Here is a 25,243-nt window from a genome sequence, read left to right as displayed (position 1 = left end):
ATCTGCCTATGAGCTGCAAAGATATGCAGTAGATTTCATAGGTTGAGCGCCAATGCATCACATCGAGATCGAAACCGTCTGGCGATTTCACAAGGAGGGCAGCCCGCAAACCGCCGTGGTGATGCTCGGAATTCTCAACGAGATCCGTAAGACCGGAAAGCTCACCAGCGCGGCCACGCACGCCCAGCTGTCCTATCGCCATGTCTGGAATCTGGTCGAGCAATGGTCGGAATTTTTCGGCGTGCCGCTGGTCGAGACTCATCGCGGCAAGGGGACGACGCTGACCCCATTCGGCGAAAAACTGGTCTGGGCCGGTGAGCGGATGCAGGCCCGTCTCGGCCCGCAGCTTGAAAATCTGGCGCAGGAGCTTGCGACCGAGATCAAGCCGTTCCTGCACCAGCGTCCGTCCGTGATCCGCGTCCACGCCAGCCATGGTTTTGCGGTCTCGAAACTGCGTGAACTGCTCGACCGCGAACCCGGCATCGGCGTCGATTTGCGCTATGTCAGCAACCAGAATTCGCTGCTGTCGCTGGCGCAGGGCGCCTGCGATCTCTCCGGCGTGCATCTGCCGCGCGGCGAACTGCGGGCGCAGGGCATCCGGGCCTGCAAGGAATGGCTCGATCCGCGCGAGGACCGCGTCATCAGTTTCGTGACGCGCGAAATGGGATTGATGGTCAAGCCGGGCAATCCGCTCAGGATTACATCCATCAAGGATATCGTCGATCGCAAGGCGCGCTTCGTGAACCGTGATCATGATTCCGGAACGCGGCTGCTGTTCGATCAGTTGCTGGCGTTGCACAGGATCGACGAGGCAAAAATCAACGGCGCCCAGCAGATGGAATTCACCCACGCGGCGGTCGCCGCCTACGTCGCCAGCGGCATGGCCGATGTCAGTTTTGGCGTCGAGGCGGCCGCACGCCAGTTCGGGCTCGATTTCATCCGGTTGCTGACCGAGGATTATTTCTTTGTCTGCAAGCGCACGTTTCTGGAGACCGAGCCGATGCGCCGCGTCATCGACATCATGAAGGGGCGCGAGTTCCAGCGCGAGGTGGCGAGCCTGCCCGGCTATGTCGCGACCGACACGGGTAAGGTCAGCAACGTCAAGGCGTTTTTGGAGAGCGTGGGTAGCGGAGTGGCTTGACTCACTTTCCGTCATGGCCGGGCTTGTCCCGGCCATCCACGTCTTTCTTACTTAGGCGAAGCTAAGACGAGGATGCCCGGCACAAGGCCGGGCATGACGAGGCACAAGATGATATCGTCACCCATCCACGCTTGCGGTGGACGGACGGGACCGATGACAAGGAAACAGGATCTAAGCGCGCATGTCGCGCTGGTGACGGGCGGCTCGCGCGGCATCGGCGCTGCGATCGCGATGACGCTCGCCGAACTCGGTGCCGCGGTCGCGGTGAATTATCGTGAGCGGGCGGATGACGCGGAAGCTGTCGTCGCCAAAATCAAGGCCGGTGGTGGCCGCGCCATCGCCGTTGCCGCCGACGTGTCGCAGGCCGCTGCCGTCACAAAGATGGTCGAGGTCGTCGCGCGCGACCTCGGTCCGATCGACATTCTCGTCAACAATGCCGGCATCGCGATTCCGCGCAGCGTCGACGAGCTTTCCGAGGCCGATTTCGACCGCACCATCACAGTCAATCTGAAGTCGGTCTTCCTGTGCACGCAAGCCGTGCTGCCGATGATGCGGGCGCGCCAATGGGGCCGCATCGTCAACATCTCCTCGGGTGCCGCACGCGGCGCCGGCGCCATCGGCCCGCATTACAACGCCTCCAAGGCCGGGATGGAGGGTCTGACGCGAGGGTACGCGGCGCGGCTGGTGAAGGAGGGGATCACGGTCAACAATGTGGCGCCGTCGCTGATCGAAACCGACATGATGCGCGGCCGCACCGATCTCGCCCGCAACATTCCGCTGGGTCGAATGGGGCAACCTGAGGAAGTCGCGCAGGCCGTCGGGATGGTGCTCGGCAACGATTACATGACCGGGCAAACCATCATTCTCAATGGCGGCATGGCGTTCATTTGACGCAAGGCGTGAGTGCGTTGCGTGCGAATGGCGCACAGGGGTCTGTGCCGCCGAGCTCTCGACTCCAGCGAGCGGAGCGGGCAGAAAAGCGCTTTCCTTCTCAAAGGATTATTGATTGATGGACGCTATCTTTCGCGTGGACGGCAACAGCGTCCTCACCAGTCCCCACGCGGCGGGGCCGTGGGACCCGAGCATGCAGCACGGATCACCGCCGGCGGCATTGGTGGTCTGGGCGGCAGAAGCCTTGCCGACGCCGGTACCGATGCGGATCGCACGCGTGACGGTGGATCTGATGCGCCCGGTGCCGGTCGCACCGCTGACGATCGAGACCGAGATTCTGCGCGAAGGCCGCAAGATCCAGCTCTGCGCGGTAAAACTTCGCGCCAACGGCGTCGTCGTGGTCGCCGCCACTATTCTGAAGATCAAGCTGCAGGCCAACGAATTGCCGCCCGAGGCCGAGATCGAACCGGTCACGCTGCCGGGACCGGAGCAATCGCGGGTCGAGCCCGCGGATTTTTCCTCCAGCCCGTTCGTGACAGGCATGTCGCTGCGCGCCGCGCGCGGCCGGTTCGGCGTCCCCGGTCCGGGCGCGATCTGGTATCGTGTCGATCGCCCGATCGTCGAAGGGGCGGCGGTCTCTCAGGCAATGCGCGCGATGGTGGCCGCGGATTTCTGCAACGGCACTTCGGCGGTGCTGGATTTCCGGCAATGGACGTTTCTCAATGCCGACCTCACGGTGAATTTCTCGCGCCAGCCGGTCGGCGACTGGATGCTGCTCGACGCCGAATCCTGGATCGGCCCCGACGGCGCGGGCCTCGCGATGGCGCGGCTGGTCGATGAACGCGGCTATTTCGGCCGTGCCGTCCAGAGCCTGGTGATCGAGAAGCGTTGACGCGAGGGCGATCGGTGGTCAGCCGATCCGGCTCGGCACAAACCGATCAAATTGCCACCACTTTTGCTGACCGCCACCGCTGGCCTGTAACTTCGGGTAGCTCTCGTGTCGCTTTTTTGGCACCAAACGGCCACTGAATGAGCCGTCACAATTAATCACTCATTAACCAAATCAGTCCCATCCTTAATTATTCAGTAACCAGGATTGGGTGGATCCACCATGCAGGCAACAGCGGGGGCAACGCGACAATTGGTGCGCATGCGGGGCCGCTCGTATGTCGCCTTCGTGTTCACGCCGGAGATTCCCGTCGTTGGCTGGCTCGAGGAGATCGACGCGACGCTGGCGCGTTCGCCCGGCTTCTTCGTCGGCAAGCCTGTCGTGCTCGACCTGGCGGCGCTGGACCTCAGCCGCGCGGCCATCACCCACCTCGTCAATAATCTGGAAGAACGCAACATCCGCGTGCTGGGGATCGAGGGCGTGGATGCCGAGAAGCTCACCACCAGCATGCCGCCGCTGCTGACCGGCGGTCGTTCCTGCGTCATCACGCGAACCGAGCCTGCGGAAAAGCCCGAGGAAAAGGTCGAGGCAAAGCCGAAGCCGAATTCGCTGCTGCTCGAAAGCCCGGTCCGTTCGGGCCAGTCGATCGTCTTCACCGAGGGCGATGTCACCGTGCTGGGCTCGGTTGGCTCAGGTGCGGAAATCGTCGCCGGCGGATCGATCCATGTTTACGGCACGCTGCGCGGCCGGGCGATGGCCGGCGTCAACGGCAATTCGTCGGCCCGGATTTACTGCCAGAAGATCGAGGCGGAACTGCTCGCCATCGACGGTTACTACCAGACTGCGGAAGAAATCGATGATTCGCTTCGCAACCGGCCGGCTCAGGCCTGGCTGCAAGGCGCCACCATGAAAATTACACCGCTGAATTAATCGGCTACGGAGATCAATTATGGCAAATGTCCTGGTCGTTACATCAGGCAAGGGCGGCGTTGGAAAGACGACGTCCACCGCCGCGCTCGGTGCAGCACTTGCCCAGGCCGGCGAGAAGGTCGTTGTCATCGACTTCGACGTCGGCCTGCGCAACCTCGATCTGGTGATGGGCGCGGAACGGCGCGTGGTGTTCGACCTCATCAACGTGGTGCAGGGCGTCGCCAAGCTTCAGCAGGCGCTGATCCGCGACAAGCGCCTGGAGAATCTGTGGCTGCTGCCGGCCTCCCAGACCAGGGACAAGGACGCGCTGACCGACGAGGGCGTCGGCCGGGTCATTGCGGAGCTGCGGACCAAATTCGACTGGATCCTGTGCGACAGTCCCGCTGGCATCGAACGCGGCGCGATGCTGGCGATGCGCTATGCGGACCAGGCCGTGATCGTCACCAACCCGGAAGTCTCCTCGGTGCGCGACTCCGACCGCATCATCGGGATGCTCGATTCGAAGACCGTCAAGGCGGAGCAGGGCGAGCGGGTGATCAAGCACATCCTGATCACAAGATTCGATCCGGCGCGCGCGGCGCGCGGCGAGATGCTCAGCATCGACGACATCCTCGAAATTCTCGCCACGCCACTGCTCGGCATCATCCCCGAGAGCCAGGACGTGCTGCGCGCCTCGAATGTCGGCTCTCCCGTCACCCTGAACAATGTGGCCAGTGCGCCGGCCCGCGCCTACACCGACGCGGTCCGCCGCCTGATGGGCGAAACCGTCGACATGGTCGTACCGACTGAACGCAGGGGGCTCATGAACCGGTTGCTCGGACGGAGGGCAGCATGAGCATGAATTTGCTTCGATTATTCAGCGGCAGCAAGGCAACCGCCCCGGTGGCGCGGGAGCGGCTGCAGATCCTGCTGGCGCACGAGCGCGGCCTGCGCGGTCAGCCGGACCTGCTGGCGACGCTGCGCGAGGAAATTCTCGCGGTGGTCTCAAAGCACATCCAGCTCGATCCCGACAAGGTCACGGTCAAGCTCGACCGGGGTCCGGCCGTGTCGACGCTCGAAGTCGATATCGAAGTGCCGAATGATTTCGAGAAGACCAAGGCTCTCGCTGAGAGGCGAGCAGGGGCGGCTTGATACCGCCATGAGGCCGGGCGGGGTCGCCCGGTCGCCGCTTTGCCGATAGGGTGCGGCGTCATCTGCGGTCAGGCCGCCATGAGCCCACGACCCGTGCTTCCCCTGACCGGAGGCTGTTCCTGCGGCGCGATCCGCTATGAGATCGCGTCGTTGATTTCGCGCCGCTGGCCACGAAATGGCGGGCGATGTGGCCGGAATTCTTCCCGAAATAAGTTCCATCGCCAAGGAACCGCGTGATCCCCCAACGGTTTGTATCCGGTTAGGGGGTGTTTGATGAATTCAATCGATACCGTTGCAAAAGCCAAGACCGGCATTTGGGGCCTGGACGATATTCTGGCAGGCGGATTTTCCCGCGGTCACCTTTTTCTCCTCGAAGGCGCGCCGGGCACCGGAAAAACGACGATCGCTCTTCAGTTCCTGCGGGAAGGCGTCAAGAACGGCGAGAAGACGCTCTACATCACGCTGTCCGAGACCGAGCGGGAACTGCGCGACGGCGCCGCGTCGCATGGCTGGACGCTCGATCAGGGGATCGTGATTTACGAGCTTTTGCCTCCCGAAAGCCTGCTCGATTCCGAGCAGCAACAAAGCCTGCTTTATTCGTCCGATCTCGAACTCGGCGAAACCACCAAGCAGGTTTTCGAGGCGGTCGAGCTTCACAAGCCGAGCCGCGTCGTGCTCGACAGTCTTTCCGAAATCCGGCTGCTGGCGCAGAGTTCGTTGCGCTACCGACGGCAGATACTCGCGATGAAGCACTACTTCGCGAAGTTCGGCGCCACCGTGATCATGCTCGACGATCTCACGGCCGAAGTGATGGACAAGACGGTGCACAGCGTCGCGCATGGTGTGGTGCGTCTCGAGGAGCTGGCTCCCGCCTACGGCGCCGAACGTCGGCGCACGCGCGTAGTGAAATATCGCGGCACGAAATTCCGCGGCGGCTACCATGACATGACGATCACCACCGGCGGCGTGAATGTTTTTCCACGCCTGGTCGCGTCGGAGCATCGCACCAGTTTCACGCGCGGCAGGCTGACGAGCGGTATTGCCGAACTGGATAAACTGCTCGGCGGCGGTATCGACCAGGGGTCGAGCACACTGGTGCTGGGCCCCGCGGGAACCGGAAAATCCACGATTGCGATCGCGTTTATCGTCGCTGCCATTGCGCGCGGGGAAAAGGCCGCCTTCTTCGTATTCGACGAAGAAATGGGACTGCTGTACGACCGGATGAAGGGGCTGGGTATCGACCTCGAAGCGATACACCAGGCCGGCGGCCTGTTCATCGAGCAAGTGGATGCCGCTGAACTGTCGCCCGGCGAATTTGCCCATCGCGTGCGCAAGCGGGTCGACGAGGACCGGATCAAGACGGTCGTGATCGACAGCCTCAATGGCTATCAGGCCGCGATGCCCGAGGAGAATTCGCTGATCCTGCACATGCACGAGTTGTTGCAATATCTCAACCGGCAGGGCGCCTCGACGTTCATGACGGTAGCCCAGCATGGCCTTGTCGGTGACATGAAGGCGCCCGTCGATGTCACCTATCTTGCCGATACCGTGATCCTGCTGCGCTACTTTGAGGCGCTCGGCAGCGTGCGACGGGCGATGTCGATTATCAAGAAACGCACTGGTGCTCACGAAGCGACCATTCGCGAGTTTCGCATCGACAATCGTGGCTTGACGATCGGCGAGCCGCTTGTCGGCTTCCAGGGTGTTTTGACCGGCATTCCGGTCTATTTCGCCGAGGATAGATCCTTGCTCGGAAAAGCACCGTGAAGCCGGGCGCGTCATCCGAACGGGCGATCATTCTGGCGCCCAAGGGCCGCGATGCCGCCGTGGCTGCAGCACTGATTCGCGAAGCGGGCTACTTCGCCAATATCTGTGGCGATCTTGCCGCGCTCGTGCAGGAGATCGAAGGTGGCGCGGGACTTGCCGTGATTGCCGACGAGGCGATCAAGACAGCGGATCTGCGCCGGCTCGTGAACTGGCTCAACGGCCAGCCGTCATGGTCGGATTTTCCGATCGTGCTGCTGACGCATCAGGGCGGCGGGCCGGAGCGGAATCCCGATGCGGCGCGGTTGGCCCAGGCGCTCGGCAACGTCACCTTTATCGAGCGTCCTTTCCATCCGACGACGCTGGTGAGTATCGTCGGCTCGGCGGTCCGCGCCCGGCGCCGCCAATACCAGACCCGTGCGATTCTGGTCGACCTTACCGAGAGCGAAAATCTGCTGCAGACGGCGCTGAATGCCGGTCATCTCGGGGCGCTCGAATTGCATTTGCCGGAGTTCAAGCTCGAAGCATCGGAAACTTGCGCGCGCTTTTTCGGCCGCAAGCCGGGCGAGTCTTTTACTTTTGAGGATTTGTCGGCGTCGGTTCATCCCGACGACCGGGAGCGCCGTCTCCAAGCCATCGATCACGCGGTCAAGACCGGTGGGGATTACCGCCTCGAATATCGGATTATCTGGCCCGACGGCTCGCAGCACTGGGTGGATACCCGCGCCCGTGCGGTGCGGCGGCCGGACGGAAGCATCAAGTCGCTGGTCGGCGTCTGCTCAGAGATCACTGCGCGCAAGACCGCCGAAATCGAACGGGAGAACCTGCTCGCGCAACTCGCCTCCGAACGCACGGCGCTCGCGGAACTGACGGCGACACTGGAACAACGCGTAGAGCAGCGCACTGCCGATCTGATGAAGGAAGTCGCCGCGCATGAAAAGGCGCAGGAACAGTTACGTCAGGCGCAGAAGATGGAGACGATCGGACAGCTTACCGGCGGCGTGGCGCATGATTTCAACAATCTGCTGATGGCTGTCATGGGTAACCTCGATCTGCTGCGCAAGCGTATGCCCGACGATCCCCGGCTTCACCGCCTGGTCGATGGCGCCATGCAGGGCGCGGAACGGGGTGCGTCATTGACCCAGCGGCTTCTGGCCTTTGCGCGTCAGCAGGATTTGCGCGCGGTCTCGGTCGACCTCCGTTCGCTGATTCAGGATATGACCAACCTGCTGGAGCGCTCGCTTGGCCCGCGCGTGGAAGTGCGGTTGGACATCAGGGATGGCCTGCCTCCGGCGCGCATCGACCCCAACCAGCTTGAGCTTGCGATCCTCAATCTGGCGATCAACGCGCGTGATGCGATGCCCGACGGCGGTCCGATCGACATCAGGCTGGACGAGCAGAAGATCACCAGGGATGCCGTGTTGACGCCGGGTCGTTATCTCAGGCTGTCCGTCATCGATACCGGCACCGGCATGACGCCGGAGACACTGGAGCGGGCGATCGAGCCGTTCTTCTCATCCAAGCCGCTCGGCAAGGGCACCGGCCTTGGCCTGTCGATGGTGCACGGCCTCGCCGTGCAACTCGGTGGCGCATTGCGGCTTGCAAGCGCGGTCGGAAAAGGCACCACCGCGACGCTGATGCTGCCGGTAGCTACCGCCGCACCGGAGGTCGAGGCTCCGTCGCCGGCGACGCAAGGCGCCAGACGCTCCGCCGTGATCCTGTTTGTCGACGACGATCCGCTGATTGCGATGTCTACCATGGAGATGCTGGAAGACCTCGGTCACCACGTGATCGGCGCCAATTCGGGCCTGCACGCCCTCGACATTCTCAGGAGCGAGCAGCCGATCGATTTGATGATGACCGATCACGTGATGCCGGGGATGACTGGCATCGAACTCGCGGCGGCGACGCGCCAGGTACGGCCGTCGCTGCCGATCCTGCTGGCAACAGGTTATGCCGAATTACCCGACGGCGCGCAGCTCGATCTGCCGCGGCTTGCAAAGCCCTATCACCAGGACCAGTTGCGCGAACGGCTCGATCAGTTGCTGGCGTGAGCCGGAAATTTACCCGACCATCCGGTCGCGGCCGCTCCAGAAGCCCGCCTTCAGCATCTTCTTGTCAACCTTGCCGACGCCGGTCATCGGCAACTCCGTGACGAATTTGATGTGCTTTGGCGCATGCGCCGAGCCTTTCTTCGTTTTGACGAGGTTGATCAGCTCATCTGCGTTCGGCTTCGCACCTTCGCGCGCCACGACCACCGCCGTGACCGCCTCGCCCCATTTGTCGTCGGGAACGCCGACCACGGCGACCATCGCGACATCGGCATGTTGTGACAAGACGTCTTCGACCTCGCGCGGAAAAATGTTGAAGCCGCCGGAGACGATCATGTCCTTCTTGCGGTCGAGGATGAACATATAGCCGCGCTCGTCCTTGCGAGCGATGTCGCCGGTATGCAGCCAGCCGCTCCTGAGCGTTTCCGCGGTTTGTTCCGGTCGCTTCCAGTATTCGGCCATCACATGCGGCGCGCGTACGCAGATTTCGCCGGCCTCGCCGGTCGCAACTTCCTGGTCGTTGTCGTCGAGTACCTTGACCTCGCACGCCGAGATCGGGAATCCGCAGGACGTAAACATTTCCGGCGTCTTCGCATCGTGGTCGGCCTTGCGCAGCACCGACACCGGATAGCACTCGGTCTGGCCGTAGAGCTGCGAGAACACCGGCCCGATCCGCTCGATACCCTCGACCAGCCGGCTCGGCGACATCGCGGATGCGCCGTAGAGCAGCAATTCGAGCGAGGAGAGGTCGTGCTTGTCGAGCGATGGATGATCGAGCATCACGTAGATCATGGTCGGCACGAACAGCGTAAAGTTGATGCGCTCGCGCTCGATGGTCTTGAAGACAGCTTCGGGATCGAAACCCTTCAGCATATGCACGGTGCCGCCGCGCATCAGCGTCGGCAGCACTTTGGTGCCGGCGACATGGCTGATCGGAGCCACCGTGAGATAGCTCGGCCGATCCGGGATTTCAAAATCCGCCAGGATCGCGCTGGCGGCGCCGCTATTCTCGCGGTGGGTGCGCAACGCGCCCTTGGATTTGCCGGTGGTGCCGCCGGTGTAGTTCAGGGTGGAGAGATCGTCCGGCCTGGCAAGGCAGCGCGCCGTGGCGCTGCCGGCAGCCTCGACCGTGGCGAGCAGGTCGGCGCCGTAATCGGCGGGCCCGAGCGTGAACACCGTCTTCAGGCCGCTGGCCCTGGCCGCCAGTTCGCCGCCGCGATCGCGAAAGGTGACGCCGTCGACCACCAGCATCTGCGCTTCGGAGTCCTCCAGCTGGAACAGCTGATCGTCCAGCGAGCCCAGCGGATGCAGCCAGGTGATCGAAAGCCGCGACAATTGCGCGGCGATACCCGCGCACCAGGCGTCGGCGCGGTTGGCGGTCAGAAACGCGACGCGGGTACCGGGCTCGAAGTTCAGCCGCATGAACACCGCTTGAATGCGGCCGATCAGCTCGGTCGTGCCCTGATAGGTGATCGATCCGCCGGGCCAGCTGAACGCGGTCCGCTCCGGGTAGCGCGCCAGCGCCCGCAGCGTCTGTTCGCAACCGACCGGAGACGCGTACAGCGGATTGTTCATCTCAAAATTCCTCCTGCAACTTTTGTAATTGGCTCTCGATCATGCCAATGTTTAACCAACGCTAGCACACCAAGGCCACGGCTCAAGTTGCGATGATGCATACAACCGATCTTCTCGCGCGCTTTCAGGATCGCCTCAGCCTGCCGCTGATCGCGGCGCCGATGTTTCTCGTTTCCGGCGTCGAGCTTGTGGTCGCCGCCTGTCGCAACGGCGTGATCGGCTCGTTTCCGACGGTGAATTGCCGCAGCCACGAACAGCTCGAAGAATGGCTCAGCGAGATCGAAGGCCGTTTGCAGCGTCATTCGGACGAGAGCGGAAAGCCCGCCGCGCCGATCTGCGCGAACCTGATCGTGCATCGCTCCAATGCGCGGCTGGCGCAGGACCTTGAAGTGCTGCTGCGGCACAAGCCCGAGATAGTGATCACCTCGGTCGGATCGCCGGCACAGGTCGCGGCGCCGTTGCATGATGTCGGCGCGCTGGTCTTCGCCGACGTCGCGAGCATCCGCCATGCCGAACGCGCGGTCGCCGCCGGCGCTGATGGCCTCGTACTGCTGACCGCAGGCGCGGGTGGCCAGACCGGCTGGCTCAACCCGTTCGTGTTCGTGCGCGCGGTGCGCGGTTTCTTCGACGGCCCACTGGTGCTCGCCGGCGGCATCAGCGACGGACACGCCTTACGTGCGGCGCAGGCGCTCGGCTGCGACCTCGCCTACATGGGCACCAGGTTCATCGCCACGCGCGAAAGCATGGCCGATATCAGGTACAAGGAGATGCTGGTTGCCAGCAGCGCCGACGACATTCTGCTGACCACGGCTTTCACGGGCTTGCAGACCAACATGCTGCGGCCATCAATCGAAGCAGCCGGCCTCGATCCCGACGATCTGCCGGCGCGCGGCGCCATCGATATTGGCAAGGACATCGACATCGGCGCGCGCGAAAGCCGCCCAAAGCGCTGGAAAGACATCTGGAGCGCCGGACATTCCACCTCGGGCGTGACGGAAGTGCTTGGCGTCGATGAACTCGTTGCACAGACGCTTGCGGAGTACCGCGCTGCGGCGGTGAAAATTCAGATCACTTAAGCCGTTCAGTCGACGCTATCTCGTCATGGCCGGGCTTGTCCCGGCCATCCACGTCTTTGCGGCGAAGAGTAAGACGTGGATGCCCGGCACAAGGCCGGGCATGACGAGCAAGATGCTAGACTCCGGATTGTTGCGCGCCTAATTCGCCACAAAATACCAATTCCCGTCGTAGTGAACGAGCTGGCTCGGCGGCTTGTCGTCGAACTCGAAGAAGTCCTTGGGGTCGCTGCCCGGCGGCACGTGCAGGAAGCCGGTGAAATAGTGTTTCAGGCCGCGCGAGGTCAGGAACAGCACGTAGGTGCCTTCTTTGACCGTGTCGATGACGATGTCGTTTCCGCCGGCGGAAACGTTGGGCTCGGTTGCGCCCAGCGCGATCATGGATTTGTTGTAGGCGACGTTCGGCTTGAGCTCGCCGGCCTCGACGCGGGCCACGATTCGTTCGCGATCGGCGCGGTGCCAGGAGAAATTCCGTTGCAACGCGACTTTCTGCAAGGGTGCGTAGACCAGCAGCGCCAGCGTCGCCGCGCACATCAGGAACGGGATCGCGAATTTTGCACCGCCCCGTGGGATGCGAAGCAGCAGCGTCGCCGTCCAGAGGCCGCAGCCGAAGAACACCAGCGCCGTCAGCGGCAGGATGCCGAGCAGGACAAAGCCGGACGGCCAGTCGGCCATCGACAATTCGAAGGTCGCGAGCAGCAGCGTGCCGATCGAAATGCCCGCGGCCGCCAGCAGCGCTGATCGGACCGACGGCCCGTCCGTGGCGGTCGTCGCTTCCTGAGTTGCTTCCGCCATGCAGGGTTGTTTCTCGTGCCGTTCCCGGATTAACGGGCCATTAACCAAATCCGCCCCAACAATAGAACCACAGGATAGCCGGCCGCACCGCCGGGCGATCCGCAAATAAGGGGGCGCAAGATGGATTTCGATCAGTTTTATGCCAAAACCCCGGCCACCATCGACGAGATCAGGTGGCGGGTGACCCGCGCGCTGGACCGGCATCCGCTCTGCCGCAACGTCGAATTCGACATCGTCAGCATGCCCCGCACCGGCAAAAGCAACTGGACCATCAGCCTGCGCTCGGTCGCCCCCGACGCGCTCTGGGAGGCCTCCGATATCGTCGCCGACATCCAGGAAGCCTATGATCTGGCCGCCGCGGCCTGATTTTTTGCCGATTCGGCGCGATTCCTGTGATTTTCCGGGGGCACTAACCCCTTGAGCGGCATGGTAAAGCCTTAATTACCGTCCAGTTTCCGGGCATCCTCGGTAGCGTTTTAGAGCGACGTGGATACCGGTTCGCGTCGAAAAGGCGCGTCAAAAAGTTAAAAGACTGGAGCCCATGGGCTCCGGGATCGGCGGAATGGAGACGTTGTTGACCAAAGTCATTACGATTATTGCGTTGACCTGTTTCCTCGTGGTCGGCGCCGCCGCCACCGCAATTCTCGGCCGCGACAGCCTGTTCGGCGCGCGTTACGAACTGGCCTCCGCACCGGCCGACTTCCAGGCTCCGGTCTCCAACAAGGAAAGCAAGAAGGACAAGCTCGCCATTGCGACGATGGCGCTGGCCGCGTTCGAACCGCCGCAGTCCGCACCCGTACTGAGCGAGCCATTGCGCCAGGCCTATGCGTCGACCGGGCCGGCCGATCTTGGAATTCCGAAAGTTGCCGCACCCGCCATGGCGCCTGCTGCGGCACCGCCCAAGCCCAAGGCCGCCGCGAAGCCTGCCCCGCAAAAGAACTACGCGCTGCTCAGCGACGTCCAGATCGCCGGGATCAAGGAGCGCCTGAAACTGTCCGCTTCGCAGGAATCCTACTGGCCGCCGGTGGAGACCGCGTTGAAGGCTGTCGCCCGCAAGATTCACGCAAAGCGTCAGGCCGATCCCAACGCGGCGGGCGGCATTCCGATCGATCCCGAGGCTGAAGAAGTCCAGCAGCTGAAATCGGCGGCGATGCCGTTGTTGTTCCAGTTGCGCGAAGACCAGAAGAGCGAAGTGCGCTCGCTTGCCCGCATCATCGGGCTCGAAAAAGTAGCCTCCATGATCTGAGCGATTGCGGCGGCGGCCGCAGCGCACGCCGCCGGTTCCATCGTTTCCACATTTTCCCATATCGGAACATCGGTCCTGTCCGCGCGTTTTCCCGCGTGGATCAAGGAGCCGTGCCGATGCGCACTTCGACAGCATATTTTGCAGGCGTGGGAACCGTGGTCGCGGCCGTTGTCGCGGGCCTTGGCGGCGGCATGTTGATTTCAAACATCGTCAGCCCGCATGCGCCCAAGATCGAAATGAGCAAGCTCGAATTGCGGATGTCGGAGAAGCCGATCCCGGCAATGAATGCATCGGCCGAGCCCGCGCCGAGCGCAGCCTCAACGTCGGCGAGGCCTGCCGAAGCGTCGTCCATGGAAAAGGCGACTGCAAGCGCGCCGCCGACGGCATCACCATTGCAAAGCGCGGCACCCGTGACGCAGGCAGCAACGTCTGAAAAGACAAGCCCTGAACCGGTCAAAACGCCCGAAGCCGCTTTTGCCAGAACGCGCGACAGCGATATCAGGGCGCGCGACGCCGCCGACGTGAAGTCACGCGACGCCGATATCAGGCGAGAGGCAAGACGTGCGGCCGAGGAGAAGCGCAAGGCCGAGCGCCGTCAGCAATGGGTTGAACGACGCCGGCCGCGGCAGGATCAGGAGCTTCGCCAGGTCGAGGAGAAGGTCCGCGAAGAGACCGAGCCGCGGCAGGTCTTCGCGGCCGAGCCGGCGCGACTCGATACGCCGCGGATCAGATTGTTCGATCTGGACTGATCGATCCACTGCCTGCCGATCCAGATCGCTTCACCTATCCGCCACGCGATTCCACCACCTTGCGTCCGTGCGCAGGCGCGATCCGCACTGGCGGCGTGCGGTGCTGTTCTTCATTATTGCTTGTGTGCGGCGCGAAAAAGCATCCGTACTGCCGCGGAAAAGTCGCCCGATCAGGCCATTTCAACCTGTTCCGCGAATAATTTGTGAACCACATGGGGCGAATTCACTTGGCCTTTAACGCGGAACTCGTTCCATCGGCGCACAAGAGGCGAAGGCAACGTCTTGCAAGGTGAATTCCGTGGCAATAGCGGAAGCGGGCAAACCGGTGTGGAAGTCGCTCTGGTCGCGTCAGCCCGCCGAGGCGGACGATAGCTCCGGTTGGGCATGGACGCAGTCGCATCACCGGATGACCATTTCGGTCGTTCTGCTGGCGCTGAGTTTCTCCGCGGTATGCGGTTGGGTGCTGCTGGAGGCGCGGCGGGCGACCGAAGCGCGTGCCACCGAGGTCGCAACCAGCCTCGCCAATTCGCTCAAGGCCGATATCGCTCGCAACGTGGATCTGCTCAATCTCTCGCTCGAGGGGTTGATGAGCAACTTGAAGCTGCCCGGTCTCGATCGTCTCAGTCCGGAAATGCGCCAGCTGGTGCTGTTCGATTATTCCGCTACCGCGCGTCATCCGACATCGATGTTCGTGGTCGATGACACCGGACGGATCACGCACGATTCCAAGAATCTGATCCCGCCGGGACACAACATGTCCGACCGGGATTATTTCCAGTTTCACAGAGACAATGATTCTGCCGGCCTGTACGTCAGTCGTCCGATCGCGTCCCGTGTCACCGGCCTCTCGCTGGTGGCGTTCAGCCGGCGGCTGTCGCATCCGGACGGCTCCTTTGCCGGCGTCGTGCTCACGGCCATGCTGCAGGACCATTTCCAGGCGATGTTCAAGGATGCCTCGCTCGGCCCCAATGGCACGGTGACATTGGCTCGCACCGACGGCATCGTGCTGATGCGCTGGCCGTTCCGCCAGGATTTCATCGGCACCAGCATCAAGCGCGCCGAACTGTTCACGCACTTCCCGAAGGCTTCCAGCGGCCACTATGAATCGAAGGCGGTGTCGGATGGGATCAAACGGCTGTTCGTCTATACCCAGGTCGGTAATCTGCCGCTGATCGTCGTGGTCGGCCAATCGCTCGACGATGTCCTTGCGGCGTGGTGGCGGCAGGCGGTCGCGATCGGCGTCCTGATGGCCGTGCTGTGCGCCGTGACGGTGATGCTGGCCGCGTTCCTGCATCGCGAATTCGCGCGCCGCAGTGCCGCGGAAAAGAAGCTCACCATTCTGGCCACGATCGACGGGCTCACCGGTCTTGCCAACCGCCGGCATTTCAACCGCGCGCTGGCCTATGAATGGCGCCGCGCGATGCGCAGCCGCGCGCCGGTCGCGCTGCTGATGATCGATGCCGACCATTTCAAGGTCTACAACGACGCGCATGGCCATCAGGCTGGCGACAGGCTGTTGCAGGACATTGCGGCGTCGATCGCGGCGAATGTGAAGCGCCCCTCGGACATCGGTGCACGCTATGGCGGTGACGAGTTCGCCGTTCTGCTGCCGGAAACGTCGCTCGGCGACGCGGCAGCGCTGGCGGCGCGGATTCGCGAGGATCTGATCGTCCGCTGCGGCGCGGACGAGACTCAGCGCGGCCATGCCAAGCTGAGCATCGGCGTCGCGTCCCTGGTGCCCGGCGCGGAAAGCAAGCATCGCGATCTCATCGCCGCCGCCGACAAGGCGCTCTATGAGGCCAAACGCCTCGGCCGCAATCGCACTGAATTGGCGGAAACCGAGGCGGGCTCGATCGTGCCCGATGCCGGCGCGTATTCCGGTGAAGCGCGCGGGGCTGCCCAGATGGCCGATCAAGCGCGATCTTCCGCGGTCGCCCGGATCTAACAGCCTCCCACGGGCAATGCGGCGTTACAGCAGCCCGCGATAAATCCCCGGCTCCGAACCTTCGATGGCCACCGCGCCGACCGCCTTCGAATAAAACTCCGCCGGCCCCACGCCGCCGATGATGGCGTAGCCAAAGCCCTGTTGCCGCATGTCCTCGAGGCAGGCGAACAGCAGGGCCTTTCCGACCCCGCCTTGCCGGGCCTTCGGATCGACGCCGGTCGGACCGAAGAAGTTGGGACAGGTCGCGTCATGGCAGGCGAAGCCGATGATGTTTTTCTCCCGGACCGCGATGAAGCAGGAGACCGGCTGGCGGCTGAATGCGACATCGGTTTCGCTGGCCCATGCCTCGCTGAAATTCTGCCGCACCCAGCCTGTGACCTTGTGCTTCTCGGGGGCCAGCGCCCGGCGCATGACGATTCCGGCGTTGCGCAATCGATCATACGCGGGCCGGGAATCCGGCAGCGCATAGAGTTTGACGAGCATGTCCATCGGGTGGCCCTGGTGATTCTGACCGAGGTGGCAGTCCTGACAGACGCTACGAGGGGATCGCTTCGCTGCGCAAGAGGCTACGCCGGGCAGCCTTGGCCGCTACACAGGATGGATTTGAATGTGGCTGCGCCAACGTAGCCGTAGGCGAAGCGTGGTGCCCCTGGCCGGCGTTGAATTGGCCAGCCATAGCATTGATTGTATTTGGTTTCTTCGGGCCTCGAATTCTCGATACCAACACAAATACCAACATTGGAGTTTCATAGAATCTGCATCACAAAGTGGCATGTCGGACTTGGCTATAGCGACGCCGGAACGGCGGGACGAAGCGGCGGAAGGCGGCTTCCATGCCCTCGTGGCCGACGAACTGGCGGCGCTTAATCCGACCGATAGGCTTCTACGCTTCCGATTCCATAACAGTTAATTCTGCCGTGATACGAACGTGGCTCCGTCCACGTGCACGGCGATCCTTCGATGAAGCGATATTTTCGGGAAGTGATTTTTGGGTTCGTCGCGGCCGTCGTGTTGGCAATTGTGCCGCCCATTGTGTTTCTGGCGATGCCGGCAGCCGGGTTCTTTCTGTTTGTCGTGCCCATCTGGAGCGTCGGCGTCGTTGGTCTGCTGTTTTTCGGGTTTTTGACCTTCGGCCGAATTCCGGCCGCGATCGGCGTCGCGCTGCTGGCGATCGCCGTGGCGCTATCGCCCGTCGGGCAGGCGACCGCAGCGCTCGTCGGTGAGATCGACAAGAACCTCAAGGAAGGCGCCAGGGCGAATGCATACTTGCAGAGCAAGCGGAAGGAATGCGCCACTGGCTATGTCCCGCTGAAGAAGCCATCGGCCAAGCATGACTTGCTCGTCCTCGAGGACATGTACATGTGTGGAGATCACAATTACGACGTTCCCGACACGGTCGCGATCCTAACGGGAATGCGTGTGGTCGAGGCCGGTCGATTCTGTTTCACTTCTCGCAAGCCTGAAATTCGGGAAACCCTGGCCGAGTATTCCGACAATTGTACCGGCGGGCGCGACAGTGCCGACGTCGGCATCACGCCGAAGCTGGTTCAAAGGAAGGTTGCGGTTGCGCCGCTGCGTGTCGACATGTGCCTGAGGCGACGCACGCTGCCGGACCCGCCGGACGATCGGACGCCGGCCATTGTTCTCAGGCCCGTTCCATTTGGTGGGGATTGCAAGGTCACCGAGGTCATCGAACGCACGGCGAGCGGGGATGTTGAGTTGGGCCGCCTGCACTACGAAGCTTCCCGTCAGCGCTATTATCCCGATCTGGCCGTGCCCGAGGGCATCTCGCGATACAACTCGCTCGTCGTTTTCCTCAGCGAGATTCTGCAGCAGGATCTCAGCGACAAGGCGCTGATGAAGCACGCCGTCGAAGCAAAGAACTGAGGTTTGGTCGGGGACCACCGCGCAAGATCGCGACAGTCCGTCTTCGCCAAGTGGCTAACCCGGACACGCTTCGCTCTTTCGGTCTGGCGTGGCCGCGCCACGCGAAGCCGCAGGCGAAGCGTGGTGCCCCTGGCCGGAATCGAACCAGCACTCCTTGCGGAACTCGATTTTGAGTCGAGCGCGTCTACCAGTTCCGCCACAGGGGCCCTCGGGGCGCCGGCCAAAGGCCGGTGCCGCGAAGCCGGCGGAATATAGCGGGCGGTTTCGGCGGGTCAACCCGCGCGGATGTGATTGTCCCGTGCCTCGACAGCGCCACTTCAGAGAGATAGGACGTTGTTATCGTTGGAGAACGCCCGTGACGCTTCATGCCACCGCAAATCCGTCACATGCCGGGCTTGGCGCCAATCCCGCTGTTGTCGCCGCGCTGGCGATCGCAGCCATCGCGGCGGCGACCCTGGCGGGCGCCTGGTTCTTCCAGCTGGTGCAGGATATCCGGCCCTGTCCGCTCTGCCTCGAACAGCGCTACGCCTATTATCTGGCGATCCCGCTTGGGCTCCTGGTCGCGTTCGTGGCCTCGCGGGACGCGCCGCGGCCGGTGCTGCTGGCCGGCCTTGCCCTGCTGGCGCTGGCTGCGCTCTACAACGCCTGGCTCGGCGGCTACCACGCCGGCGTCGAATGGAAGTTCTGGCAGGGCCCGACCGATTGCTCGGGCTCGGTCGTCGATCTCGGCAGCGCCGGCACGCTGCTCGAGCGGCTCGACACCGTGAAGGTGATCCGCTGCGACGAGGTGCAGTGGCGTTTCCTCGGCCTCTCGCTGGCCGGCTACAATGTGCTGATCTCGCTGGCGATGGCTGCGATCGCGGCGTGGGGCATCAAGAAGACGTCCAAAGCGTAATTTCGTAGGGTGGGCAAAGGCGCGATTGCGCCGTGCCCACCATCTATCCGAACCGTTGGCCTGAATGGTGGGCACGCGGAGCCTGTCATCGGGCGCGCATTCGCGCGACCCGGTGGCTTTGCCCACCCTACGCACCTGATCCGCCTGCCTCAATCATCCACATCATCCTGCGGCCGTCCGAACAGATGGACGATGCCGGGCGTCGTGATGGAGACGAACACGAAGCGCGACAGATGGTGCGCGCCGACGAAAATCGGGTCGATATGCAGCGTCAGCGCCAGCGCCAGCATGGCGTCCATCGCGCCCGGCGCGAACGCCACCAGCACGTCGGCCAGCCGCACATTCGTGGTTAGCGCGATGATGGCGACGAAGATCGCCGAGATCAGAATCGCGACTGCGAACGAGCCGAACCCCGCATTGACATGGCTGAGCAGCGTCGACCGTTTCACCCGCGCAAAGCGCGTGCCGATCACCGCGCCGATGCCGACCAGCGCCACGCCGCGCATCCAGGGCGGCAGCCCGCCCTCGATCATTTCGGTGCCGTGCAGCACGCTCGAGGCGATCATCGCGCCGAACATCCAGCTCGCCGGAAATTTCATCAGCAGCAACAGCAGCGCGACCGCGACCGCAGCCGCGATCAATACGGCCAGTTCGAGCGGCGAGGCGATGATGGCGGCGAGGTTCGGCGGCGCCGATGGCGCGATTCCGGTCAATGCCAGCAGCAGCGGCAGGGCGGCGGTGAGGATGATCACGCGCATGGTCTGAACCACGGCGATACCAGCGACGTCGGCGCCCTTTTCGGCGGCGAGGATGGTGATTTGCGACAGCGCGCCGGGGCTTCCCGCCAGCAAGGCCGAGGTCTGGTCCCAGCCGTGGAAGCGCTGCAGGTAGAAGCTGCTGCCGAAGGTCGAGCAGAAGGTGGCGAGCGCCAGAAGTCCGATGGTCAGCGGATAGGAGCTCATGTGCTGGATCAGCTGCCGCGACACCAGCGAGCCCAGCGTGATCCCGAGCAGCAACAGCACGCTTTGCGTCAGGATCGGTGGCATCGCGAGCGGTCGTCCGCAGAGCGCGGCGATGCCGACCGCGAACATCGCGCCGGAGATCAGTCCACCGGGCAGGTTTGCCCAAAGAAACAGCAAGCCGCCAGCGGCGCCGAGGACGATTGTCTCGATCGTGGAGAGAATCCTGGCGCGGTCAGGAATCGCAGACGTCATCGATGCGGGGATCAGGCTCACGCCGCCTTATGGCAAATCCCGCATGAGGGGACAAATGCGCCACGCGATTGCTGCAATGCGCGCATCAGCCAGCATCGGCCCCGGCGCGGGTAGTCCAATCGCAGGCAGGCAATTGGCGCCCGAGGAAGTCCGCGGACGCCAGGCAATACCGTCAAACATGCGGATGCGAACTAGTCCTTGCCTTGAAACAGCAAGGGCAGTGATCACTTCGCTCCCGCCGCCTTTTCCTTGTCGGCGAATTCCTTCTTGCAGGCGGAACGGAATTTCTTGCGTTCCTTGCCCTTCAGCCCCTTCTCGTCGGCCTGCTTGGAGCATTCGAGCGAGCCTGGCGTCCGCGGCTTCGCGGCGGCCTTCTTGTCGGCCGGTGCCTTGGTTTCGGTCTTCGGCGCCTCGGTCTTGGCAGCCGGCGCGGCGGTTTGCGCCGACGCGGCGCCCATCAGCAGGAACGAAGCAATCGCGGTCGCGGTGACAAGGGAAGAGATCTTCATGGGGCACCTCGGATTGAAGACAAGGGCGCGACCGTCGCGCCGTGATGCTGAACGTTAAGTGAATGGACCGGACTATCCGCGTCTTTGACAGCCACATTATTTTGAACGGAAAATCGCGGCTTTCGTTGCCGCAAGCTTTGGTTGCGTTAGGATGGCGGTGCAGGTCAAAACCCCTGAATGATTGCACAGTAACTGCACAAGGACGACCTGCCCAAGTTGAATGGGGCAAGCTAATTTGCCCCGGTTGAACTGCTCCAAGGAGTTTTGGGATGACCAATCAAGCAAGAATACTCTGCGCAATGGCGGTGTCGGGTTTTGCGGCGTTCATGGTGACGTCGCCGGCGCAAGCCCTCACCGCGCAGGAATGCAGCGCGAAATACCAGGCCGCCAAGACCGCCGGCACGCTCGGCGGCCAGAAATGGAATGACTTCCGCAAGGCACAGTGCGGTGCGGATGCCACCGCCGCGGCGCCAGCAGCCGCGCCGGCCGCGGCACCCGCTGCCGCGCCCAAGGAAGCCAAGGCCAAGAAGGAAGCCGCGCCCGCCAAGGAAGCAGCTGCGCCGGCCGCGCCGTCGGGACCTGCGGTCTATCCGAGCGCCGTGGATCCGAAATATTCCAAGGAAACTGCCGGCAAGCAGCGCATGCACACCTGCGTCGATCAGTACAACGCCAACAAGACCACCAACGCCAATGGTGGCCTGAAATGGATCCAGAAGGGCGGCGGCTATTACAGCGAATGCACCAAGAAGCTGAAACCCACGGCTTGAGCCAAGGCTGAGTTCTCAGGGCGCGGCCAATTGGTTCGGCCGCGCCTAGCTAGTTCTACGCGTCATCCTGAGGTGCGCGCTCTTGCGCGCCTCGAAGGATGAGACGCGCCCGTGGCCCATCCTTCGAGGCTCGCTCCGCTCGCACCTCCAGCGACAACGGCGAAGCCGTTGCGCGGGGATGACGGGTGCCGATTCGATTCAAAATCGTCACGCGCCTAGCCTTCATCCTCAAGCAGCTTCTCGGCTGACCTTGCGATCAGCTGCGCGCGCTTGCGCGGGCCGCGTTCGAGGAACAGCAGGCTCTGGCCGAAGATGAAGCAGTAGAACAGGAACGCCTGCGCGTCGGCTTCCTCTGCGGCCAACCCCGCCGCCCGATAGAGCTGCCCGACATTCTGCAGGCGCGCGGCATCGACGCTGGCGACCGCGGCGGCCGCGGCCTCGTCGGATCGCGCCCATTGCCGGATCGCAAGCTCCACCGCCATGCCTTCGGTATTCATCCGTTCCGAATAAAGCGCGACCAGCGCCCGCAGGCGTTCGCGCGCGGTGGCGCCATCGAGGCTGGTCTGCCTTTCGATCGCCGCGATGCGCCCGGTGCTCCAGTTTTGCAGCATGCCGTCGAGCAGCGCCGCGCGATCCTTGAAGCGGCGATAGAAGCCGCCCTTGGTGACGCCAAGATTCTTCGCCAGCACCTCGACCCGCACGCCCTCGACGCCGGTGCGGGCGATTTCCGCCATGCCGGCCTCGATCCAGGTTTCGCTCTTGCCGTCGGTCATGTCAGCGACTCACCAATTCTTGATACGGTACCGTATTGCTAACCCGCATCCGCCCTGATACGCTACCGTATCAAAATCGAAAACCGACCAGGAACGGCAAGCGGGAGCGAGACGATGGAGACTGACGCGACCTATCGCGGCACGGTCTATCCGTGGCAATGCGATCATGTCGGGCACATGAACATCATGTGGTATGTCGGCAAATTCGACGAGGCGAACTGGAATATGTTCGCACGGCTCGGGCTGACGCCTTCCTATTTGCGCGAATCCGGCCGCGGCATGGCCGGCGTGCAGCAGAACATCAGCTACAAGCGCGAACTTTTCGCCGGCGATATCGTCGAAGTCAAAAGCCGGCTCTTGGAAATCCGCGAAAAATCGATTCGCTTCCTGCACGAGATGCGCAACGCGGAAACCGGCGAGATATCAGCGAGCTGTGAAATCACCGCCGTGCACCTCGACCGGCAGGCCCACAAATCGATGCCGTTCTCGCCCGAGATCCGCAACACCGCGCTGAAGCATCTCAGCCCGGCTGAGGCGGTGCCGGCATGAGCGGCATGGCGCGATTCGAGCCGAAAAACCCTGACTATCGCAGCATCGCGACGGACACGTTCGAGCGCCAGCACGCGATGCGCACGCTCGGGATTTCGATCGCGCGGCTGGAGCCGGGCGAGGTCGAGCTTGCGATGGCCTATTCGAGCGACTTCACCCAGCAGAACGGTTTCGTGCATGCGGGTATCATCACCGCCGGGCTCGACAGTGCCTGCGGCATCGCCGCCTTCACGCTGATGCCCGTTGGCTCCGACATCCTGACCGTGGAGTTCAAGACCAACCTGCTGGCGCCGGCGCGCGGCCAGCGCTTTGCCTTCCGCGCCACCGTCGTCAAGCCGGGCCGTACGCTCACCGTGTGCGAAGGCCGTGCCTATGCGGAGCACGAGGGTGTTGAAACCCTGGTCGCGACCATGACGGGGACGCTGATGGCGCTGCCGCGCCGCGCCAGCGCACCATTGCAGAACAAGGCGCTCGCGCCCGCCTGACGTCGGACATTGCTCGGAGCATCACACATACGCTGAACGCCTGTTGCAGGGCAGATTTGTGCTGCAGCCATGGCGGATCATAGAAATTCCTTCTATGGTTCTGCCGTGCACATGAGTCTTCCATCTTGATCATCTCCACGGCGCAAAGCGTGCTGGGACTGGCGTCGGGGATGCTGGTCGGGTTTTCGCTCGGCCTGGTCGGCGGCGGCGGTTCGATCCTGGCGGTGCCGCTGATGGTCTATGTGGTCGGCGTGCCCGAACCCCATGTCGCGATCGGCACCAGCGCGATTGCGGTCGCCGCCAATGCCGCGGTCAATCTGTCCAACCATGCGCGCGGCGGCACGGTGGTGTGGTCCTGCGCGCTGACATTTGCTGTCGCGGGGATGGCCGGCGCCTTCGGCGGCTCGATCCTCGGCAAGATGGTCGACGGCCAGAAACTGCTGGCGCTGTTTGCGCTGGTCATGATCGTGATCGCGCTGCTGATGCTGAAGACGCGGTCGCGGATCGGGCTGCCTGATGTCAAGATGTCGATGGCCAACATGCCGGCCATCGTCAGCCTTGGCCTGGCGACCGGAACGCTATCAGGCTTCTTCGGCATCGGCGGCGGCTTCCTGATCGTGCCGGCGTTGATGCTGGCGACGGGGATGCCGATCATGAACGCGGTCAGTTCCTCCCTGGTCGCCGTCACCGCGTTCGGCATGACCACCGCGGCGAGCTATGCCTGGTCCGGCCTCGTCTCCTGGGCGCTGGCGGGGTTGTTCGTCGCAGGCGGTATTACCGGCGGCTTGGCCGGCACCCGCTCCGCCCGTCTCCTCGCCGAGCGGCGCGGCGCCCTCAACATTGTGTTCGCCGTGGTCATTATTGCGGTGGCGCTCTATATGCTGGCGCGTAACATATCCTCATCCTGGGCGTAGACAGGGGTGAGGGCCGTCGCGAGAGCAGCAATGAACCAGCAGAACAAACCAGCCGCAACCAATCCGGGACCCAGCCGGCGCGAAGCGCTCGGCCTGATGGGCGCCGGAGCAACCTTGCTCGGCACCGCGGCGATGCCACATCAGGCCTTTGCGCATGATGACGCGGTGCTGACCGAAGCGCTGGTGCTGCGCGACCCGGATATTCCCGCGGCCGGCAACCCCGACGGCGACATCAACATCGTCGAATGGTTTGACTATAATTGTCCCTATTGCCGCAAGATCGCGCCCGAGATCGCGCAGGTGGTGCAGGACGACGGCAAGGTCCGACTGGTGTTGAAGGACTGGCCGATCCTCGGCGAAGTTTCCAAGATCACGGCGCGGATGGCGCTGGCGGCCAAGTATCAGGACAAGTTCCTGCTGGCGCACGAGGCAATGATCGGCGTCAGTTCACGGCTGACCGAGGCGCGCGCCCGCGAATTGCTCGCTGAGAAGGGCATCGACATGGACCGCCTCAACCGCGACCTCACCACCAACGCCAAGGCGATCGACGCCATCCTGGCCCGCAACCACGCCCAGGCCGAAGCCTTCGGTTTCCGCGGCACGCCGTCCTTTATCGTCGGCAAGTTCCGCGTGCCCGGCATCCTGACCATGGCGGAGTTCGAAATGGTCATCAAGGACGCGCGGAAGGCGAAGGCGAGCAATTGAGGGGGAGTTGTGTTGGCCTCGTGGTTCGAGACGCACGGCGTTGCCGTGCTCCTCACCATGAGGGTCTAGACCTCATCCTGAGGAGGCGCGAAGCGCCGTCTCGAAGGATGAAGCCACTGAACTGCGAAGTCGGGTAATCATTTCGACGCGATCTTGGTCCATTCCTCATGGGCGCGCGTTTTCAGCGCCTTCCAGTCGGTCGCGGCCACGTCCCAGTTGACGATGGTGCGGTTGGCCTGCGCGACCTGACCGTTCGCCACACTCGACGTGTTCATCGAATCATAGACGTAAACGCCGCAGACCAGCAGCAGCGCGCCCAAAATCATTCCAAAAAAAGTTCGCATCACGTCCTCCGATGATGCGCT

General features: G+C 63.2%; 27 protein-coding genes and 1 tRNA gene. 20 read left to right on the top strand and 8 right to left on the bottom strand.

Translation table 11 applies throughout. The annotated features are described in order from the left end of the window. Window positions 1–52: 52 nt before the first annotated feature. The 8 genes from JQ641_RS02245 (at window position 53) to JQ641_RS02210 (ending at window position 8,800) form a co-directional block, all read left to right on the top strand. Window positions 53–1,141, top strand: a complete 1,089-nt coding sequence (locus JQ641_RS02245; RefSeq protein WP_211994196.1) for a substrate-binding domain-containing protein — start codon at window positions 53–55, stop codon at window positions 1,139–1,141. Window positions 1,142–1,294: 153 nt separating this feature from the next. Further along, window positions 1,295–2,032: an SDR family NAD(P)-dependent oxidoreductase gene (locus JQ641_RS02240; protein ID WP_211994195.1), complete on the top strand. Its 738-nt coding sequence runs from the start codon at window positions 1,295–1,297 to the stop codon at window positions 2,030–2,032. Window positions 2,033–2,150: 118 nt separating this feature from the next. Further along, complete coding sequence (locus JQ641_RS02235; RefSeq protein ID WP_211994194.1) at window positions 2,151–2,924, top strand: thioesterase family protein; 774 nt, start codon at window positions 2,151–2,153, stop codon at window positions 2,922–2,924. A gap of 219 nt (window positions 2,925–3,143) precedes the next feature. After that, window positions 3,144–3,851, top strand: coding sequence for a septum site-determining protein MinC (gene minC / locus JQ641_RS02230; RefSeq protein WP_211994193.1), 708 nt, complete (start codon window positions 3,144–3,146; stop codon window positions 3,849–3,851). A gap of 19 nt (window positions 3,852–3,870) precedes the next feature. Further along, on the top strand, window positions 3,871–4,686 hold the full coding sequence (gene minD / locus JQ641_RS02225; RefSeq protein ID WP_211994192.1) for a septum site-determining protein MinD: 816 nt from the start codon (window positions 3,871–3,873) through the stop codon (window positions 4,684–4,686). Further along, complete coding sequence (minE, locus tag JQ641_RS02220) at window positions 4,683–4,982, top strand: cell division topological specificity factor MinE (protein WP_211994191.1); 300 nt, start codon at window positions 4,683–4,685, stop codon at window positions 4,980–4,982. The genes minD and minE overlap by 4 nt, the downstream gene beginning before the upstream one ends. Window positions 4,983–5,255: 273 nt before the next feature. Further along, complete coding sequence (locus JQ641_RS02215) at window positions 5,256–6,749, top strand: ATPase domain-containing protein (RefSeq protein WP_211994190.1); 1,494 nt, start codon at window positions 5,256–5,258, stop codon at window positions 6,747–6,749. Next, window positions 6,746–8,800, top strand: a complete 2,055-nt coding sequence (locus JQ641_RS02210; protein WP_211994189.1) for an ATP-binding protein — start codon at window positions 6,746–6,748, stop codon at window positions 8,798–8,800. Before JQ641_RS02215 ends, JQ641_RS02210 begins: the two co-directional genes overlap by 4 nt. 9 nt (window positions 8,801–8,809) lie before the next feature. Here the strand turns inward: JQ641_RS02210 and JQ641_RS02205 are convergent, their stop codons facing one another. Beyond that, window positions 8,810–10,372: an AMP-binding protein gene (locus tag JQ641_RS02205; RefSeq protein ID WP_211994188.1), complete on the bottom strand. Its 1,563-nt coding sequence runs from the start codon at window positions 10,370–10,372 to the stop codon at window positions 8,810–8,812. 95 nt (window positions 10,373–10,467) lie between these two features. On the opposite strand from JQ641_RS02205, the gene JQ641_RS02200 reads away from it, so the two are divergent. Further along, complete coding sequence (locus tag JQ641_RS02200; RefSeq protein ID WP_211994281.1) at window positions 10,468–11,448, top strand: NAD(P)H-dependent flavin oxidoreductase; 981 nt, start codon at window positions 10,468–10,470, stop codon at window positions 11,446–11,448. Between the two features lie 138 nt (window positions 11,449–11,586). On the opposite strand, the gene JQ641_RS02195 is transcribed toward JQ641_RS02200, so the two are convergent. Further along, on the bottom strand, window positions 11,587–12,240 hold the full coding sequence (locus tag JQ641_RS02195) for a hypothetical protein (protein WP_211994187.1): 654 nt from the start codon (window positions 12,238–12,240) through the stop codon (window positions 11,587–11,589). A 120-nt stretch (window positions 12,241–12,360) separates the two neighbouring features. On the opposite strand from JQ641_RS02195, the gene JQ641_RS02190 reads away from it, so the two are divergent. The 4 genes from JQ641_RS02190 (at window position 12,361) to JQ641_RS02175 (ending at window position 16,180) form a co-directional block, all read left to right on the top strand. After that, window positions 12,361–12,606: a hypothetical protein gene (locus tag JQ641_RS02190; RefSeq protein WP_192735271.1), complete on the top strand. Its 246-nt coding sequence runs from the start codon at window positions 12,361–12,363 to the stop codon at window positions 12,604–12,606. A 208-nt stretch (window positions 12,607–12,814) separates the two neighbouring features. After that, window positions 12,815–13,486, top strand: coding sequence for a hypothetical protein (locus tag JQ641_RS02185; RefSeq protein ID WP_211994186.1), 672 nt, complete (start codon window positions 12,815–12,817; stop codon window positions 13,484–13,486). Window positions 13,487–13,602: 116 nt separating this feature from the next. Next, window positions 13,603–14,235, top strand: a complete 633-nt coding sequence (locus JQ641_RS02180) for a hypothetical protein (protein ID WP_211994185.1) — start codon at window positions 13,603–13,605, stop codon at window positions 14,233–14,235. A gap of 298 nt (window positions 14,236–14,533) precedes the next feature. Next, the gene (locus JQ641_RS02175; protein ID WP_211994184.1) at window positions 14,534–16,180 is read left to right on the top strand and encodes a sensor domain-containing diguanylate cyclase; all 1,647 of its coding nucleotides are present in this window, start codon (window positions 14,534–14,536) and stop codon (window positions 16,178–16,180) included. A 24-nt stretch (window positions 16,181–16,204) separates the two neighbouring features. Here JQ641_RS02175 and JQ641_RS02170 read toward each other — a convergent pair whose 3' ends face one another. After that, a complete protein-coding gene (locus tag JQ641_RS02170; protein WP_211994183.1) occupies window positions 16,205–16,669 on the bottom strand; it encodes a GNAT family N-acetyltransferase in 465 nt (154 codons plus the stop codon). A 471-nt stretch (window positions 16,670–17,140) separates the two neighbouring features. Between JQ641_RS02170 and JQ641_RS02165 the strand changes: the two genes are divergently transcribed. Further along, the gene (locus JQ641_RS02165) at window positions 17,141–18,067 is read left to right on the top strand and encodes an ABC transporter permease (RefSeq protein ID WP_211994182.1); all 927 of its coding nucleotides are present in this window, start codon (window positions 17,141–17,143) and stop codon (window positions 18,065–18,067) included. Between the two features lie 121 nt (window positions 18,068–18,188). Here the strand turns inward: JQ641_RS02165 and JQ641_RS02160 are convergent. Beyond that, window positions 18,189–18,273 (bottom strand) — tRNA-Leu (locus JQ641_RS02160). Between the two features lie 149 nt (window positions 18,274–18,422). On the opposite strand from JQ641_RS02160, the gene JQ641_RS02155 reads away from it, so the two are divergent. Further along, entirely contained in the window at window positions 18,423–18,962 is a 540-nt protein-coding gene (locus tag JQ641_RS02155) for a disulfide bond formation protein B (RefSeq protein ID WP_211994181.1), read from the top strand. A gap of 149 nt (window positions 18,963–19,111) precedes the next feature. On the opposite strand, the gene JQ641_RS02150 is transcribed toward JQ641_RS02155, so the two are convergent. Both JQ641_RS02150 and JQ641_RS02145 read right to left on the bottom strand, forming a co-directional pair. Next, window positions 19,112–20,197 (bottom strand): AbrB family transcriptional regulator, encoded by a 1,086-nt coding sequence (locus tag JQ641_RS02150; protein ID WP_502754923.1) that lies wholly within the window; start codon window positions 20,195–20,197, stop codon window positions 19,112–19,114. 203 nt (window positions 20,198–20,400) lie between these two features. Next, window positions 20,401–20,685, bottom strand: coding sequence for a PsiF family protein (locus JQ641_RS02145; RefSeq protein WP_192738360.1), 285 nt, complete (start codon window positions 20,683–20,685; stop codon window positions 20,401–20,403). Window positions 20,686–20,954: 269 nt separating this feature from the next. Here JQ641_RS02145 and JQ641_RS02140 point away from each other — a divergent pair, with 269 nt between their 5' ends. After that, on the top strand, window positions 20,955–21,452 hold the full coding sequence (locus tag JQ641_RS02140; protein WP_211994179.1) for a hypothetical protein: 498 nt from the start codon (window positions 20,955–20,957) through the stop codon (window positions 21,450–21,452). Window positions 21,453–21,667: 215 nt separating this feature from the next. Here the strand turns inward: JQ641_RS02140 and JQ641_RS02135 are convergent, their stop codons facing one another. Further along, window positions 21,668–22,225 (bottom strand): TetR/AcrR family transcriptional regulator, encoded by a 558-nt coding sequence (locus JQ641_RS02135; protein WP_211994178.1) that lies wholly within the window; start codon window positions 22,223–22,225, stop codon window positions 21,668–21,670. A gap of 114 nt (window positions 22,226–22,339) precedes the next feature. Between JQ641_RS02135 and JQ641_RS02130 the strand changes: the two genes are divergently transcribed. The 4 genes from JQ641_RS02130 to JQ641_RS02115 all read left to right on the top strand — a co-directional run bounded on the left by JQ641_RS02130 (window position 22,340) and on the right by JQ641_RS02115 (window position 24,878). Next, entirely contained in the window at window positions 22,340–22,774 is a 435-nt protein-coding gene (locus tag JQ641_RS02130; RefSeq protein WP_211994177.1) for an acyl-CoA thioesterase, read from the top strand. A gap of 5 nt (window positions 22,775–22,779) precedes the next feature. Further along, window positions 22,780–23,259: a PaaI family thioesterase gene (locus JQ641_RS02125; protein WP_211994176.1), complete on the top strand. Its 480-nt coding sequence runs from the start codon at window positions 22,780–22,782 to the stop codon at window positions 23,257–23,259. Window positions 23,260–23,387: 128 nt separating this feature from the next. Beyond that, window positions 23,388–24,173: a sulfite exporter TauE/SafE family protein gene (locus tag JQ641_RS02120; protein WP_211994280.1), complete on the top strand. Its 786-nt coding sequence runs from the start codon at window positions 23,388–23,390 to the stop codon at window positions 24,171–24,173. A 30-nt stretch (window positions 24,174–24,203) separates the two neighbouring features. After that, the gene (locus tag JQ641_RS02115) at window positions 24,204–24,878 is read left to right on the top strand and encodes a DsbA family protein (RefSeq protein ID WP_211994175.1); all 675 of its coding nucleotides are present in this window, start codon (window positions 24,204–24,206) and stop codon (window positions 24,876–24,878) included. Between the two features lie 137 nt (window positions 24,879–25,015). Here the strand turns inward: JQ641_RS02115 and JQ641_RS02110 are convergent, their stop codons facing one another. Then, window positions 25,016–25,222, bottom strand: a complete 207-nt coding sequence (locus JQ641_RS02110; RefSeq protein WP_211994174.1) for a hypothetical protein — start codon at window positions 25,220–25,222, stop codon at window positions 25,016–25,018. Window positions 25,223–25,243 lie beyond the last annotated feature (21 nt).

The organism is Bradyrhizobium sp. JYMT SZCCT0180, assembly GCF_018130165.1.
Lineage (GTDB): Bacteria > Pseudomonadota > Alphaproteobacteria > Rhizobiales > Xanthobacteraceae > Bradyrhizobium.
This window is presented reverse-complemented; position numbering and strand designations above follow the sequence as displayed.